The organism is Enterobacter sp. Y17 (assembly GCF_019730495.1).
Taxonomy (GTDB): domain Bacteria; phylum Pseudomonadota; class Gammaproteobacteria; order Enterobacterales; family Enterobacteriaceae; genus Enterobacter; species Enterobacter asburiae_B.
Window position 1 is genome coordinate 65187 of sequence record NZ_JAASKP010000007.1, and the last position, 15500, is coordinate 80686.

General features: G+C 55.4%; 9 protein-coding genes. All 9 read right to left on the reverse strand.

What is annotated here, in order from left to right:
* Positions 1-8: 8 nt before the first annotated feature.
* Positions 9-5432, reverse strand: coding sequence for a conjugative transfer relaxase/helicase TraI (gene traI / locus HCH49_RS20370; RefSeq protein ID WP_221696969.1), 5424 nt, complete (start codon positions 5430-5432; stop codon positions 9-11).
* On the reverse strand, positions 5429-7996 hold the full coding sequence (gene traD / locus HCH49_RS20375) for a type IV conjugative transfer system coupling protein TraD (protein ID WP_221696968.1): 2568 nt from the start codon (positions 7994-7996) through the stop codon (positions 5429-5431). The genes traI and traD overlap by 4 nt, the downstream gene beginning before the upstream one ends.
* A 111-nt stretch (positions 7997-8107) precedes the next feature.
* Positions 8108-8422 carry a hypothetical protein gene (locus HCH49_RS20380; protein ID WP_221696967.1) on the reverse strand — a complete coding sequence of 105 codons (315 nt, stop codon included), beginning with the start codon at positions 8420-8422 and terminating at the stop codon, positions 8108-8110.
* Between the two features lie 190 nt (positions 8423-8612).
* Positions 8613-9344: a conjugal transfer complement resistance protein TraT gene (gene traT, locus HCH49_RS20385; RefSeq protein ID WP_032641144.1), complete on the reverse strand. Its 732-nt coding sequence runs from the start codon at positions 9342-9344 to the stop codon at positions 8613-8615.
* Between the two features lie 147 nt (positions 9345-9491).
* The gene (locus HCH49_RS20390; RefSeq protein WP_126497518.1) at positions 9492-10181 is read right to left on the reverse strand and encodes a hypothetical protein; all 690 of its coding nucleotides are present in this window, start codon (positions 10179-10181) and stop codon (positions 9492-9494) included.
* A gap of 1 nt (position 10182) precedes the next feature.
* Positions 10183-13473: a conjugal transfer mating-pair stabilization protein TraG gene (gene traG, locus HCH49_RS20395; protein ID WP_221703286.1), complete on the reverse strand. Its 3291-nt coding sequence runs from the start codon at positions 13471-13473 to the stop codon at positions 10183-10185.
* Positions 13473-14837 (reverse strand): conjugal transfer pilus assembly protein TraH, encoded by a 1365-nt coding sequence (gene traH / locus HCH49_RS20400; protein ID WP_126349207.1) that lies wholly within the window; start codon positions 14835-14837, stop codon positions 13473-13475. The genes traG and traH overlap by 1 nt, the downstream gene beginning before the upstream one ends.
* Positions 14830-15234 (reverse strand): hypothetical protein, encoded by a 405-nt coding sequence (locus HCH49_RS20405; RefSeq protein ID WP_221696965.1) that lies wholly within the window; start codon positions 15232-15234, stop codon positions 14830-14832. The genes traH and HCH49_RS20405 overlap by 8 nt, the downstream gene beginning before the upstream one ends.
* The gene (locus tag HCH49_RS20410) at positions 15231-15494 is read right to left on the reverse strand and encodes a hypothetical protein (protein WP_032641305.1); all 264 of its coding nucleotides are present in this window, start codon (positions 15492-15494) and stop codon (positions 15231-15233) included. The genes HCH49_RS20405 and HCH49_RS20410 overlap by 4 nt, the downstream gene beginning before the upstream one ends.
* Positions 15495-15500: the final 6 nt, after the last annotated feature.

Here is a 15500-nt window from a genome sequence, read left to right on the forward strand (position 1 = left end):
AAGGGGGATTAACGTTCTTTCTGAATGGTTCGGGTGAGGGTCTGTTCTTCACGCTCCGGCATGCGGCCGCGTTCAGTATTTTCTGCCGCCCTGAGCATGTCTCGTTCAGCGTTTGCCAGATCTGCAATCACACGCGATGCCCGCGACTGTTCACCAGCGGTCTTGTCAGCACCTTCCAGCTCGCTTCTGACGCCTGCAGCGGCTTTTATTTCCTGTCCATCGGTGTTTTCCTCACCTCTGACCCTGGCGATCACATCCGCATCCGGGTTGAGTGGTTCCGGTTTACGCGGGTTAATGTCTTCCGGTTTCAGTCTGATCAACTCTTCCTGTGGAACTTCCGCCAGCAACGACTCCGGCTGCCTGCTCCGTCCGGCTTCTTCATTGCGAACCTGGTCTGCCAGCATTTGCTCGCGCAGCTGCTGTACGTTCTGTTCGTCCGTCAGCGTGGAGACAATACCCGGCGACACATCCTGTTTTGTCCCACCGCTTACCTTAAGCAGCCATGCTGAAGGCGGTTCATCACCGGTCTGCCAGACCACTCCGTCCTTTGGATGATTTCGTACTGCATCGAGTGCAGCCGTAAGGTCGCTGGCCACAATCGTGTTTCCGGACTGACTCCGCTGCAGCACGGCGCCACGGGCACGCTCTGTCATGACCATTCGTGTCTCCCCCTGAGTCATCCGTCCTTCCGGGCTGGAAACCAGGGAAACCAGGGCCAGGCCCGCACTCCTGCCATTGTTGTCATACACCGGCAGCGCCAGCGCCGGTTCAGGAAAGCGCCGGGTGGCCGGGATGATTTTTGCCGTCAGTGACGCATCCTGCATGCCCTGATGGCGCACCCAGGCGCGACCGATGGCCGTTTTATTCACCGGCTGCCCCATTGCCCAGATGGCTTTCGCCTGTTTGCGCTGCGTTTCCGGAGCCAGCGCATCGTGCGCAGTTTTGATATCACGCTCCGGTGTTTTTACCGCCTTAACCCAGTCCGCTTTCCCGTCGGTGTATATCTGGACGTGCTCTTTCACGCGTGAGGCTGAAATGTAGAAGGCACGACGGGAAGCCAGTGCCTTACGTCCGTCTTTCGTGCCCTCAAGCGCAATGACATAATCACTGCTGGCCCCCTGTGCGCCGTAGCCGGTGACGGCCCAGCCGTAGTCGATATGCTGCTGCGCCCGGACCTTCTCCGGATTGATGGTGACGCGACCGTTCTCCCCTTTCAGACGGATATTCCCCTCCTCGCTGACCGACTCCACCGTATAGCGCTGGTTGGCCATCTGCCCCTGTTCGCGATCGGTCGCCGTGAACTTAAGCAGATCGCCGGAACGGACTTCCATCTCGCTGCGGCGAAACAGCTGCACGTCACCGGTGATCAGCTCCTTCGGTGAAATCAGAGCAATCTTCCCTTCCTCATCACGTACCGTCACCGTTCTGCCGTTACGGTCAACAGCCACCACATCCTGGTAGCGGTCACCGCGTTTAACCACCATCCCTGCTTCCCAGGCCTCTGTTTTGTTGAACTCATGGCGCGTATGGGTGATTTTATCGAGCACAGGCACCTTAATGGCCTTCTCCCCCAGTTCTCCCCGCGCTGCAAGCGCGGCATGAATGCCGGCATTTATCGCTTTACGGTCGGCGTTCAGCTGCGCAATGATGAGCGTACGGGACCGCGCCTCCGGCGTCCGGTCCTTCCAGTCCGCCACGATGTCGTTAACAGGCGTCTCCGTTTCCTGAATCGCACTTTCCGGGAGCGCGGCTGAAGCGCTACGCGCCACACGGTCAGCCGGCTGGGTTTCAATGCGCTGCAGGGCCGCATCGATCCGGTTATCGATGATGTCGTGAACGGCGCCGCGCAACTGCAGGTCTTTCTGACGGACGATTTCCTTCATGATGGCCACATCCATCGGGCTTCGCTCCTGCATCAGCTTAAACGGCGCGCCCACGTCGACCGCTTCAAACTGGTCGATATCCCCCATCGAGACTGCACGTCCGCCGCCGCTGGCAATGGCCTGGAACAATGCCGCCGTATCCTGGTTGCCTGCCATTGATGATTCATCGATAAGAAACACCTGTCCTTTATAGTCAGGTTTCCCGCCTGCGGCCGTCGCCTGGTCATGCTCAACGACAAAGGATTTGATGGTCTGCGCCCGTACACCGACGTCGCTCATTTCTTTCACCGCCTGGTGCGTAGGAGCAAGCCCCGTCATCACCGGACGAACGTCCGCCGGCAGGGTCTCCAGTGCAGATATCACCGCCTTCAGCTGCGTGGTTTTCCCCACGCCGGCATAGCCCTGAATCCCGATAAACTGATCGGTGGTACCCAGCACCAGGGTGGTCGCCTTTTTCTGGCCATCGGTGAGTCCGTTCAGCACGGCCTCCGGTACCTGTTCCAGCAACGGCTGCTGCGTACCTTTCCCTTCCTCCACCACGCGCAGAATGGCTTTCTCCATCTCCCAGGTGGACCGGGACACCAGTACCGGCTCTCCCCCTGCGGATACGGACAACAGCTCGCCATTTTTAATCATCGCGCCAATTTCATTCCCGATGGCTTCGAGGTCGGGATGATATTTCTGCGCTTCCGTCGCCAGCTTAAGCTCGCTGATCACCACGGTGCGCTGGTCGTTAATGGCACGCCACACGGCCAGACCCGCGTCCGTCCGGACGCTGTGATGCAGTGAATCAACCGCCTGACTGACGTCCTGGTGACCGCTCAGGTTTCTGACCAGCTGCACGGGAGAGGCATTGGTCTTCATGCGCTGCAGCCGGGCTTCAGCCCGGTCCTGCACTTCGGCGGTGAACACTTCCGCCCGGTGGCCACTCTGTGCCAGCGAGTTCATGGTCTGGGTCGATATGTCGCGGCTGTTGAGCGCGGCCAGCACCACGCCGGTGTCGTTATCCCGTCCGCCCGGCGCGGTCACGTAAGCATGTGACAGATAGAGCGGCTGGTCTTTTGGCAGCGTCAGTGTGTCTTCCCCCCGTTTAACCTCAATCCCCTTTTCACTTATCCCGGTCACCTCAAGACGATCTTTGGCCTTCAGGCTGTGCTCGCGGTCGCCCGCCACGGACAGCAGTTTTTCGCCGGTGGCCACGCTGAGGGTTTCACGGCTGAAGAGACGCCAGTCAGCGCTGATATCCCCGATTTTCATCCGGGTCAGCACGCCGTCACCGTCGATTAGCGAGAGGACTCGCGTGTCCTCATGCACCCGGTCAATCACATAGGACTTACGCTCTTTTGCGTCCGTGCGATCTTCAAGCACCATGCCGGGACGGTACGAACCTGGCATGCGGCGCGTTTTGCTGTCGAGCCACACCGGCTGCCGGGCCTCTATCTCCACGCCGTCACGCCCCAGCTGCCCTGCGTTCTGCAGCGCCTCACGTACCAGGCCCGTCAGCTGCGCCTGTTCACGTTTGCCGACCACGACGGCGGTGACGTTATCAGTTCCACCGCTCAGCTCTGCAAACCGGTTGGCCAGCGCCTCGTAACGGTCGCGTTTGTTCGGAATACTGACCACTTCGGCCTCCAGCCCGGGCGCAGGCTCCGTGCGGCGGGAGCGGGCAACCCCCGCGGACTCCAGCACGGACATGGCGTTACCGTTCGCCTGCCGTCCGGCACTGTCGAGAAAGACCAGCTGTGCGTCCTGCGCGCGCGCTTCGCCCAGCAGAACCAGCGTCTCCTTTAGCCCCAGACGCTCTGCCCCTTCTATAATCAGCGTGCTCTGGGGTTTAAGGTGGAAATCACCGCTCAGAACATGCTGCCGGCTGATAATCCGTTCACGCAAATCGTCGGATTTTGCCAGCGAAATGGCGCGCTCGGCAGAGCTGGCCAGCACCTGCACATCACGACCATTCGCGCCGGCAATACCGGCCAGCTGCGCGGTCAGGTCACGGATGCTCGCCACGCCTGACGGGGCATTCATCAGCACCAGGGCGTCCTTCTCCACAACTTCAAGCGCCGCCGGCGCGTACTGCGCCGGGCGGGTGAAACTGACGACTTTTGTGGATTTGAGATGCTCCTGACTCAGCGCCTGGATCGAGAGTTCATCCAGCAGGTGAATACGGGAGGTGAAAACCCCTTTCTCACTGTCCAGCGGCACAATCATGCCGTCCTTCAGCGCTGCATCAATGGCCACACGAATATCCTTAATCTCCGGCAGCCGTTCACTCAGCTCAGCGGTGGTCATCATCAGCTCGCCAAAGGTGAAGCGCGTTTTACTGTCGCTGAGCTGCGAGATGGCCAGCCGGACAGCCTCAGTCAGTTCCGGGCGGGGTATTTCAGTGTCCAGCTGCGCGGCAGGTAAGCTCCTGGTCGCCGGTGTCTTTTCGGGACCGGTCTGTGCCGGCTGACTCAGCGTGTCAGTCTGTTGTGGTACTGGCTGACGGGACTGGCTCTCCCGTTCTGCGGGTTGAGCAGGTGTGTCGACGCTCTTTTCTGCCGTGGACGACGTCTGCAGAGAAGCCTGTTCAGGCCCGGCTGGAACCGGCTTAGCCTGGTGACCTCGCTCCGGCTGAGGCGCGGTCTCACGAAGACCTGCATCACGCGGCTCCACGCTCTCCTGATACGCCTTCAGGTCAAATCCCTTCTCCTTCATCTGGCTCAGCCAGCGCTCCATCAGGCGCATCCGCGAAGGGTCAACTTTCGCCCTGCGGGTGTCTTTGGCGGCCACATCCCGGCTGCGCAGCGTGGCTTCAGCCCCCACGGCCCCCTGAATTTCCCGGCCCCGTGATGAATATTCGTCCCTGACTTCTTCCGGAACGCCCTTGATCTCCCACATCCCATGCTTGCCTACTTCTTCCACTTCATGGCCGAGCGCTTCAACCCGCTCGCGCAGCGCGCTGCGATAGATTTTCCCGAGGGTGACCTGGTGCTTCATGACGGTTTCGATAAAGCCGGCGTTATGGATATAGTCCGTGGCCAGAGCTTTCCATTTGCCCGCATACTCCGTCATGTTGGCAATCAGGAGATGGGTGTGCAGCTGCGGATCAAGATTGCGCGAGGTATCATGCGTATAGGCGGCCGCCACCATCTTGCCGGTGTGTACGATGGACGTAACGCCGTCTTTCGTGTCGCGGGCCGAGATGAGCTTCTCCACATAGCCGGCCGCCACGCGGACGGCATGGTTATGTGCTTCCACCATTTCTTTATCGTTGCCGATGAGTGCCAGAATGGACACGCTTTTGGGGGCGGAAAAAGTCAGGTCATGGCCGGGGCGGTGGACGTGCTGTCCGTTAACCTCCTTGCCAAGCCGTGAGCCGTCCGGCAGGCGGCCCTCGAGCACGGCCGTCAGATCATCGCCACGAACATTGCCCTCAAGACCCAGCTCTTTTGCACCTTCCCCCATCCAGAGACTCTGCAGGCTCCCCAGAAAATAGTAGTTATCGGAATTGCTGTAGTAGCCTGCAGCCTCACCGGCTGACGCTACTGGGGCGACAGACATCATAGGTCATGCTCTCTCTCGTAATAGTGATGGTCGTTTTCGTCGTAACCCGGGTCGTCCGCGTGACGGTGAAGTAAAATGTTCTCTTCTTCCTGCGCCAGCTGACGGTGGGTGCTGTGGGCTTCATCCTGGGTCTGCGGTGTCACTGACTTCCCTGCCGTCGTCAGACTCAGGCCGCCGTCAGGCAGTGCCGTCACCTTCATATCCAGGTTCATTGATTCGCCCGCATTCTCGCTGGCCTGATCTTCGCCTCCGCCTGAGGTGGCTCCGGTATTGAGCCGCCGTTTCAGCATCCCCAGTGCGCCGACTGCAGCTGGCTCGGAGGGAGCATCCAGCTGGGTTCTGCTGCGGATTTTTTGCAGTGCTGCAGGTATTTCCGGTTTGAGGGGCGCAGTCTCTTTTTGACGAGTTACTGAAGGAGGAGAAGACCGAAGTGAAACGACGTTGTCTTTTTTGTCTTCGGTGACAGTGTCTGTCACCGTGCTGTGATTTTCAGTTACGACTTGCGTAACCACAGGCGCTGTTCGCGATGTGACGGGCTCCCTGGCTGGTACTGGCTTCCGTTCAGGTGCAGCGCTGCGCGAAGGTTTATTTTCTTCCGCCGGAGTACGCGCCACTTTTTCGACGGCCGATGTTGCCGGCGAGCCGGATGCCCCTGCAGACGAAACCGGAGCAGGACCGTCATCTGCAGAGGATGTCTCGCTCCCCTTCTCCAGCACTTCATCACCGGTTGGGAACGTCAGACCTGCAGCTGCAGCTGCGCGCTCGTTCTCCTGAATAACCCTCTCCAGCTCCGGACTCAGTGAATCTCGGATATTGCGCTCGAGAAGGCCTGCCTGCCGCTTCTTCGGCGCGCGATATTTCAGCTTAAGACGGACGACCGGATACTCACCCGGGAGGCGCACATAAAAGTTGAGATTCGGCAGACGCATGATCTGCTCGTAGTCGACAATCGGGTTATTGACCTCGTCCTTACCGAGGGACACACCGTCACGCACCTGGTCCAGACCGTAGCTGTTCTGCTCGCGGATTTTGCGCTTACGCTGGTTGCCCAGCTCCTCTTCCACCACTTTGGCCATCTCCGCACTAGGTGATCGACCGTACATACGGGTGTTCATCAGGTCGAAGATACTTTTGGCCAGCTCGCGGCCGTAGACGTGAACCAGCTGGGCCATGTTTTGCATCCCCAGCACAAAACAGCCACCAAACTTACGCGCCTCGGCAAGCGTCTCGGCCAGCTCGGGGATACGCTGCAGGCTGGGGGCTTCATCGATAATGAACCATACGCGGCGGTCGCTGTTCTCCCCCATGCTCTGCAGCATCAGCGTGGCCAGAGATACCCACAGCGAGATCAGCGGGCGTACACTCTTGCGGTGACGAGCCTGTGTTGAAATAAACAACCAGCTGCTGTCATAGCGTTCCTGCGTCATCCACTCCCGGATGGTGAACGGCGGCTTCGTTCCGTCATCCAGCCCCTGCAGGTAGCGAAGGGCTTTGGCGTAGTTGGTTACCACAGAGCGAATGGAAATGGCCGTTTTCTCGATCTTCTCCTCAACCAGGTTGGCTGAGGGCGTGTTGGCCAGATAGTCACGCAGATTTTTCATGCTGAGGGACAGCAGGGTTTTGAGGAACTTCTCAATGCTGCGTTCCGGGTCCGTCGACATACGAATTGCAAGGTCGGCATAAATAGTTCGCGAGCTGGATACCCAGAACGGATCGGACTCCCCTTCAACCGGGATGAGGCTAGCAGCCAGGTTGTCGTAATCGACCGCGTCGACACACTCACCCCACATCTGCCAGTTGGCACAGCGCTCGTCGTGGGCGTTAAGGATGATATCGGTAGACGGGTTATAGTGGGTTTCGGTGAAGGTACAGCCGGAGTCGTAGATGATGGCCCGGTCACCACGTTTGCGGATGTAGTCGAGTAACCAGCGTATTAGCGTCGACTTCCCCACCCCGATAGTGCCATGCATCAGGAAATTCAGTACCTCCGCCATCCTGACCATATGCAGATCACCCACGCGAAGGTCAGAGAACTCACCGTTTTTACGCAGCAGCTTATTCACTTCAGCAGGCTTGTCAGTCAGCTGCATCCCGGAAATGTATTCGTCTTCACTTTCCTTTCGACCGATATTGGCGATAAACCATGTCACGGCGATAAACACCACCATACTGAACAACCCGCTGGCGCCGGCCGCCCACTGCAGCTCAGTCAGGCACTGGTTGCCCATCTCCTGCATGTACAGGTCGGTATAGATCTGCGGCAGGGTCATTTTGAGCACCATCATCGTCGCGGTTGGCGCATACCAGTAGTGGACGTCGTAAATTTTTGGCGTCCCCGTTGCCGGCATCAGATCGATAAAACTGCTGTTGATGCTGGCAAACCACCACAGGGAGCCGTTATCAAGGGCTTCCTGTGGAATTCGCCAGAGAAAAATGGCGGTAGTCAGCACGGCGAACAGGATGAAGATCCAGAATCCTATCCAGTTGTTCACCTGAATGAACATGCGCCAGCGGTAGGCGGTCATCTGCCCGCCCTGGGTGAGGTTTTTTCCTGCGAAGCTCATAGAGTGTTGTCCGGCCGTTATCGCATCACCTGCGCGGTGATGTGTGTTATCAGAGAAGAAACGTTGAAAAGGTTGCTGTAAAACGTGGTATCGCGAGGGTAAAGCGCCGGTTTATTGCATCAGGCTCAGCTCATATCTGGCCTGCTGGCACCCGTCCTCCCAGTCCTGTTCATTAATGTATGCAGCCACAGAACGGACTGAAGTGGCCACATCCCTATAAGCCGCTGAGTGCCACTCCCGGGGTTCCAGACCATAAAGAGTGAATTCATAGCCAGCCCAGCAAGCAATGATGGTCATTCCCTGCCCCTCAGGAAGTGAACCAAATACATTAATCCAGGCCTTCGCTACCATCAGCTCGCTTTCAAGATGGATAAGCGACCAGAATTCAGCTGAGTAATCTGCACGTTCATATATCTGATGCATCATGATGGACGAACTCCTTTGAAATTAAGGACGCAACGCTCGCCGCAGACAGGGCTGCGCCAGGCGCAGTCATGCGAGGAAGCGTAATTACTGGTAACTGACAGAAAGCACTGACGCACCCTGCCCGGAATGAACACGGTTAAAAATCAGCTGTGAGGGAGAACGGCTGCGACGATCGCCGCAGCCGCGGGTATTACATGATGCCGGCGATGGACTTGGCCAGCTGCGCTTCCAGGACAGGTTTTGCCTCTTCAAACTTGAGGTTCACCTTGTTGGCGTTGGATACCACACGAGTCTGGTATTTAGCACGGTTGCCCTGCTCCGTGCTGGTCTGCAGCTTAATACCTGACGTGCCCTGTTTCAGGGCGGCAATATTGTCGGTAGTGACGGCAGCTTTGCTGCGCTCGGAGATTTGCAGATCGGTCACCATCGTGTAGTTAACGTCTTCGACCATTGCATCAGCAGCCATACCAATCAGCCCGGTGGCCAGCCCTACGCCCAGCGTTGCGCCAGCAGACGACGAGTTATACGCCGTAATACCCGCGCCCAGTGCCGCACCCATTGCCGCACCTTCATACCCGGTCTTAAGGAAGCCCTGGGCATCACGTAGATCCATTTTCTCGGCTTTCAGCACGTTTGCCTGAATCCAGTAGTAGGCCGTGTCCGGAGAGCTGGAGACGCGGTAACCTTTCGCGGCCAGTTCATTTGTAATCTGTGCCTGCAGACCAGACATATCCTTGTCAGAGGTATTACGGATCTGCAAATAAACAGTCTTCTCTGATGATGGCTCCAGCCAGATGGTTTCACTCATCTGGGTTTTGACATCGAGGTTACGTTTCTTCACCGCTGTGGACATGGCACCACAACCAGACAGAGCGAGAGTAGACGCGATCAGACCAACAACGGCTAATTGTTTTAATTTCATGAATTCATCCTGTGCATAGAAAAACGTCCCCGTTAGCGAGATATAGCTAACAGAGACGTTATCGGCTGATTTGAAAGGGAATTTAGGTTAAATAGATGGCTTACTTAGATTACTACAAAAATTAAGGGGACCAATGCCCCCTTACTCTCAGTATCCCCGGTTAGGGTCATACGTATTTGAAGGTTCGTTGAAGTTTGTTCCCCAACTGTTTCCGTGTATATCCAGGCCAGAGATGCCACCAACCATTGGCATTCCTGATGCAGGGTTCACCGTTATTCCATTACTGAACGAATCGTTGAAGGAAGTATTTAAAGGAACAGGGGTTATACCGGCATCCTGGATACTCATTTGGCTGCCTGAAAAGCTGATAATTTTGTTGTCACTAGCGCTAAGGCGTTGAGCCTCATTATCTGGTAACACATGAGCTATCCCGTTCCGGATAACGTATATCCGCCCATTATCTTCATCTTTAAGAAGGGTATTATCCTTGTAAGTAATAGGCCGCAATACTGCTCCCACTAGGATAAAAGCTATTAACGAGTGAACAGCTATGCCTGCTATTAAAGCACTTTCTGTATCATTGCCTACATACACCATCAGGAAGGTTAGCAAGACTGCAAGCACCCCGTTACTCAGGAAAGTTGCTTTTAAACCCATCCCTCTTTGGCTGCTTCGTAACTTCCAAAAACAGAGCAGATAGATAGCGCTGGGGATAATTGATAAGAGCATGCTCTTAGCCATAAATGGCACGTCAAAAAGTACCTGCATGCTTAAAGAATAAGCTGCATAAATGCCGATTGGAATGAAACAACAATAAGCACTTACTTTTTTGTTCATTTTACCCTCCAGTTTTCTTCCTTAATTCTGCCACTCTCTGTTGCAGTTCATCTGGTTGGAGATCATTAAACGGATTGAGTTTACTTGATTGATCCAGTTCAGCTTCAGCACGACCAAGCTTGAATCGCCCTTGACCGATTAAGTTTTCTCCTTTCAGGATATCACTGGATGCCTGAACAGTGGATTGTTTTTTATCAATTTCTCCAGCAGATTCGTTGATTTTATGCTCATTTTCAGATCTTTGTTCCGCCACTCTACGCTGTAATTCATTCTGGGGACCAAAACCCTGCGTAGAATGTTCATGCAACTTAGCCTGATTTTCTTTGTAGGACTCCTGCATAGCATCACCACGTACTTTTTCGCCGCCAACATTAATTCCTGAACGGCTATGAGTAACTTCACTCTCCTGGCCATACGTGTTTCCTTTCTCCCTAATGGCTCCTGAATGATTGAACTCCGGGTGCGATTCTGCAATGTGACCGGCCCTTTCATCTGTAGTGGTGCGTCCACCGGAAACAACCATGCCTGCCGACGAGGTGATATTACCCGAGCTGCTTCTCTGTCCGGCTGCTTGTCCCTGATGAACAGTTGAATGCTCAATACCCGGCGAAACAGAATCGTTTGTTCTGGCAGAATAATTCCCACCCTGCTGGCCTCCATATTCAGCGACCTGAGTCGTTCCGTAAGGCTGGGTACTGCTAACACCTCCCGAGCTACGAGTACCGCCATCCTGAGAGCTGTAACTGACTCCAGCATCATGACCAGATGAACCTGATACCTGCTGACTGCCACGCGCTGGCTGAACAATATGCTCACCACTGAATGCTGCATGCTCCTGGCCGCTGGTGAGATCTGAACGACCCTGCTGATAATCCCCCATAATTTCAGGTTTGAGACGTTCATTTACGAATTCCATCGCTGCTTCTCGCGCCGACGGCGCACTTGTCAGCATGGACTGAGCCTTATCACCGTATTTATTCGCCGCCCAGTCCACAAACTCCTGCGTATAGTTCGTATCGAGGCTTGCGCTCTGATTCTGCGCAACGGTGGCCATACGACTGAATTCATTACTCTGCGTCGAACTGGTGGTGTACTGATGGTACTGGCTTTCAGCATCATTAAGCGTTGCTGCCAGCTGCTGAACATTACTGCTTGCAGCATTTTCGGAATGATTCGCACCATCGGTGATACGGCTGCTTTTAACCATATCCATACCCTGGCGGAAGTCATTAACTGCCTGGCTGTTCTGATCATGCCGCATATCCTGCGAATGGGAATCTGAATTCTGGATTCCTCTTGAGCTGCCCGTCGAATGCCGCAAATCGCCTGAAATACTTCCTTCAGCACCTAACTTAACAACGCCCAGATTAAGCCCCCCTCCGGCCGTTCCTTTAATGCCTGCAGATATAGACCCCTGATTACTAATATCCATCAGTTTGTTATAGGCTTCCTGCGTCGAGATGTTGTTTGCTTTCGCATAACTTTCAGCGGCAGACAACATCATGCCAGCACCGCGTGTTGCATTAGTGGCCTGGCTGTTTTCACTGCCTTTGATCAGGCTGTCGCTGGTACCGGTCTGATTAGAAAGCTGAGAGAGCTGCGACCAGCCACTGGTAACGCTGTGGTTGTAGCCATCGAGTGCAGTCTGCGCCTGTACCTGCGACTGACGGGCGGACTCCTGGAATCCACTGCTTGCCAGCTGGCTGAGCTTCATGTTCACCGGCAGGTTCGACATTGCACCCGAGCCGTCGATAACCGTATGGCCACCGGCCGTCTGAGTCTGCGTGGAGCCGTTATCTGCCTGCCACGTTTGCTGACCCTGACGCTGCATCAGGTTGGTATCCATCTTGTTCTGGCTGACATTGTCCATCGACATGTTGTTAAACGACCAGTTTCCGTCCGCTGTGGTCGCGGCCACACCTGCTGACGTGAAGGCGCCCGAGCTGAGTACACTCCCTGCCACCTGAGAGCCCATCGCCGCAGCACCTTTGGTCAGATAGAACGACAGCACCGGAATGGAAAGGGACAAATACCCTGCCAGATTCGCCACGTCCGAATGCTGCAGCGCAACCACATCCTTGTTGGCCAGCACCAGGGGCGTGCCCCCGGACTGGCTCTGCAGCCAGTAGTTGGCGGCATAGTTAAGAATGGCGAACATCACCGGCCACATCTGGAAATAGATAAACCCGGAAACGTATATTTTCAGGGTGTTCAGGCCAAACATAGTGTGATTTGACGTGGCCAGCGCAATCATCAGCGGGAACAGGCACACCAGGATAAGCATCAGCAGAGACTGTGCAAACGGCAGCGTGCGGGTCGCCAGCTCGTTACCTGCAGCCCAGGCAAGACGCTGTTTTGTTGCAGCGTTCTCGGTGGCCAGATTAAGCAGGTTAGCCGTGTCTGATGAGCGAGCGGCAAAGCCCTTGATCCCTTGCCGTACTGCACTGTTCGTGATGTTGTTCTTCATGATCTGCGCAGCAGTCATACCACCGGCATAGAAGAACCCATAACTGTCCCCCATTGAGTTGGCCAGAAGCGACGCACCATTCAGCTTGTTGCCAAAGACCTTTCTCGTCAGCCAGGTGAACGTCGCACTGCCCGGGTTAACATCAGTATTGGCAAGCTTCTGGATCTCCGTTGCGGCCTGCTGGCAGGTTAGGAACTGACGCGAGGTGGAGGTCATCTTAAAGATTCCCCGCAGCGGGCTTGGGTTACTGGTTATCAGTGTCAGCGGGTCAGTAGAATTGAGCAGCTGATTAATGGTGTATTTTCCATTCAGAAGAATGTCGCCGATCACACAGTTTTCCACGTAGTCCGGCAGCATCTGCGCCAGCTCCGGATTTTGCGTCGTGAAGTCACTGGTTTCCGCCACAATCTGCGAGCCAAAAAGCATCCCGGTTTTGCTGTAGGTCACTGAGTCGGGTCTGGCCATCAGCATGTCGTAAACCGACGCCATCTTGTACCCGATACTGGTCGTAAGAGACGCAATAGCCGCCAGGCCAACCGGTACGTTATCGGTGACCCAGACGGTACCCGGGTCAGAGAGGTCAATAACCTGCACTGAGCGTTTCGGTACCAGCAGGATGGATGTCAGGATCATGAAGACCGCCAGCCACTGGACGAAAAGCATTGGGTTACGTTGTTTAATAAAAGTAAGCAGTACGGCCAGCACCCCAAAGGTGCCGGCAATACGCATTAAGGTGTGGAAGGTATTCTGACCGACAAGGGTAACAACGGCGTCCAGCGCCGTTTTCCACATACCCCCGCCATAAATGGTGTATATCTCAAGCATCAGCGATCACCCCAGTGATAGTTGCTTTGATAGGAGCCTGAAACAATGGTGGATACCTGCTGTTGCAGGTACTGCATGTTGCGGTCGATACCGTCCAGAGCGTTCTGATCAGCTGCTGACTGCAGCTTCATGTCAGCGAGAAGTCCCTGCGCATGAATGATGTTGTCGCGTAGTTTTGCGGCAGCCTCTTCTGGGAAGTTCTTGCCAGCCAGGGACAGGCTTGCCTGTTTTACCAGTTCCTGGAGGTACTGAATCATCAGGTCCTGTGCGATAAAGTCAGCTACCTGTATCAGATATGTTGCACTCTGCCCCATGCTCTGGGCGTTAGTCAGGTACTTCAGTACCGGCACAGAAGTGGTGTTCACAAAGCCTTTTTCCTGATCGGTCAGCGCAGTATCGTCGACCAGCTTGTTCTGCATCGAGAGCATCAGGTTTTTAACCAACGTGACCAGAGCGTTCGACTCGGAAATCGTCAGATTGGTCACGACAGGTCCCAGGCAGAGATCGGATTCGTCACATCCGTAGACCTTCGCTGTTCCGCCGCGCATCAGGACTTTAATCAGGTCGCGGTTATCGACCAGTGGCGTCAGAATTGTCACATCGCCATTCTTGTTGAAAATGATGGAGCCAACGGTACTCATAACCAACTCCTTCAGCGCGCGGTCGTTGCCGAGAAGACCATTCTTACTGAGGGTGTCCCAGATAAGGTTTTTGTTCTTCAGCACCTGATCCTTCTCATCATCCCCGGCCTTAGCCGTGACTTTGTCGCCCTGTCCTCCGACGGTACAACCCTGCCTGGAAGCCGCCCAGTCGGAAAACATATTGGTTTCACCGGCGATGTCCTGGCAGATTTTCTGCTGCGAGACCTGTGTCACGGGCCACAGCCCGCCGATAATGCCCTGAGCGGCCTGACACGAACTCATGTTCATGGAGTTAACATCACTGGCCAGCTTCTGCAGGAAGTCTTTTGCCTGCTTCAGTTCCGGTACCATCGTCTGCAGGGCCAGGTCGAATGCATAGCCAGCTGCGTTGCTCATGATTTGCTTCACGAATCGCTGGATTTCCTCGCCGCTGATCATACTGAACGACCCGAGATAGGCGTCTATACCGCCGCAGCCGGCGTTCAGAGAAGGCAGCTGCATCGAGATCAACTGGACGTTTTTGACGGGATTTCGCAGGTAAACCGAGCCACCGGTAAAATAACCGGCCGCCTGTCCCTGCCAGGCCTGTGCCTGAGTAACGTTGCCGCTGTAGCCCAGATTATTGAAGAAACCGTTCAGATCGCCGTTGACGTCCGCCTGAGCAGGCAGAGCAGCCAGGCCTGAGAAGAATACGGCCCCTGCCGTAATAAGCGCCTTAATCATTTGGCACCTCCACAGCTTGCGTATTCTTGCCTGCCGGGCTGTCAGCACGGTTAATTTTGCGGCAAAGATATCTGGCCAGACAGAGCCAGCTGCAGACGAGTAAATTCACCGCAATAAGCGCGATAATCGCGGCCATAACGCCCCACAACAGGTACTGCGGATAGTGGATGAGAAGCGAGAGCGTAAACTGTTCGGAGCGGTCAACGGACATCGCACTGAGCGTTGTGATGGCGCACTTCACGTATACCCTTTCGACTACGGCGGCAAAAACTAAGGCATAAAGCAGTTTCAGGGTTAACAAATCCGTCCATTTTCGGGCTTCAGTTTCCGCACTACAGTCTTTCACTATCGCGAAAGCCTGGTTCCGGATAAGCGTCTTCAGTCTGTTAAGCCTCATGCAATCTCCTCCCGGGGTTTTCTGGCCAGGGTCTGCCGGCAGACGTACAGCCCGGTGACGGTAAAAAAGAATCCGATGCTCAGCGAGATAAGCAGGAGCACCGGAAAGTCCTGCAGACAGGTTGTCAGTTCAGGGCGATCCATAACGCTGACCACCCGGTGAGCCAGCACCCCATAGAACGCTGCGGACACAAGCAGCGTCACGCTGAATAACAGCCACACGCGCTCGGTACGCGATAACGCATACGTATTTGTCGTCATTTTGTA

What these genes read in the sequence shown, in the direction of transcription:
- HCH49_RS20390 (WP_126497518.1), bottom strand. Translation starts at nt 10,181, where the DNA reads ATGAACAAAAAAGTAAGTGCTTATTGTTGTTTCATTCCAATCGGCATT.
- HCH49_RS20380 (WP_221696967.1), bottom strand. Translation starts at nt 8,422, where the DNA reads ATGATGCATCAGATATATGAACGTGCAGATTACTCAGCTGAATTCTGG.
- traD (WP_221696968.1), bottom strand. Translation starts at nt 7,996, where the DNA reads ATGAGCTTCGCAGGAAAAAACCTCACCCAGGGCGGGCAGATGACCGCC.
- traT (WP_032641144.1), bottom strand. Translation starts at nt 9,344, where the DNA reads ATGAAATTAAAACAATTAGCCGTTGTTGGTCTGATCGCGTCTACTCTC.
- traI (WP_221696969.1), bottom strand. Translation starts at nt 5,432, where the DNA reads ATGATGTCTGTCGCCCCAGTAGCGTCAGCCGGTGAGGCTGCAGGCTAC.
- traG (WP_221703286.1), bottom strand. Translation starts at nt 13,473, where the DNA reads ATGCTTGAGATATACACCATTTATGGCGGGGGTATGTGGAAAACGGCG.
- traH (WP_126349207.1), bottom strand. Translation starts at nt 14,837, where the DNA reads ATGATTAAGGCGCTTATTACGGCAGGGGCCGTATTCTTCTCAGGCCTG.
- HCH49_RS20405 (WP_221696965.1), bottom strand. Translation starts at nt 15,234, where the DNA reads ATGAGGCTTAACAGACTGAAGACGCTTATCCGGAACCAGGCTTTCGCG.
- HCH49_RS20410 (WP_032641305.1), bottom strand. Translation starts at nt 15,494, where the DNA reads ATGACGACAAATACGTATGCGTTATCGCGTACCGAGCGCGTGTGGCTG.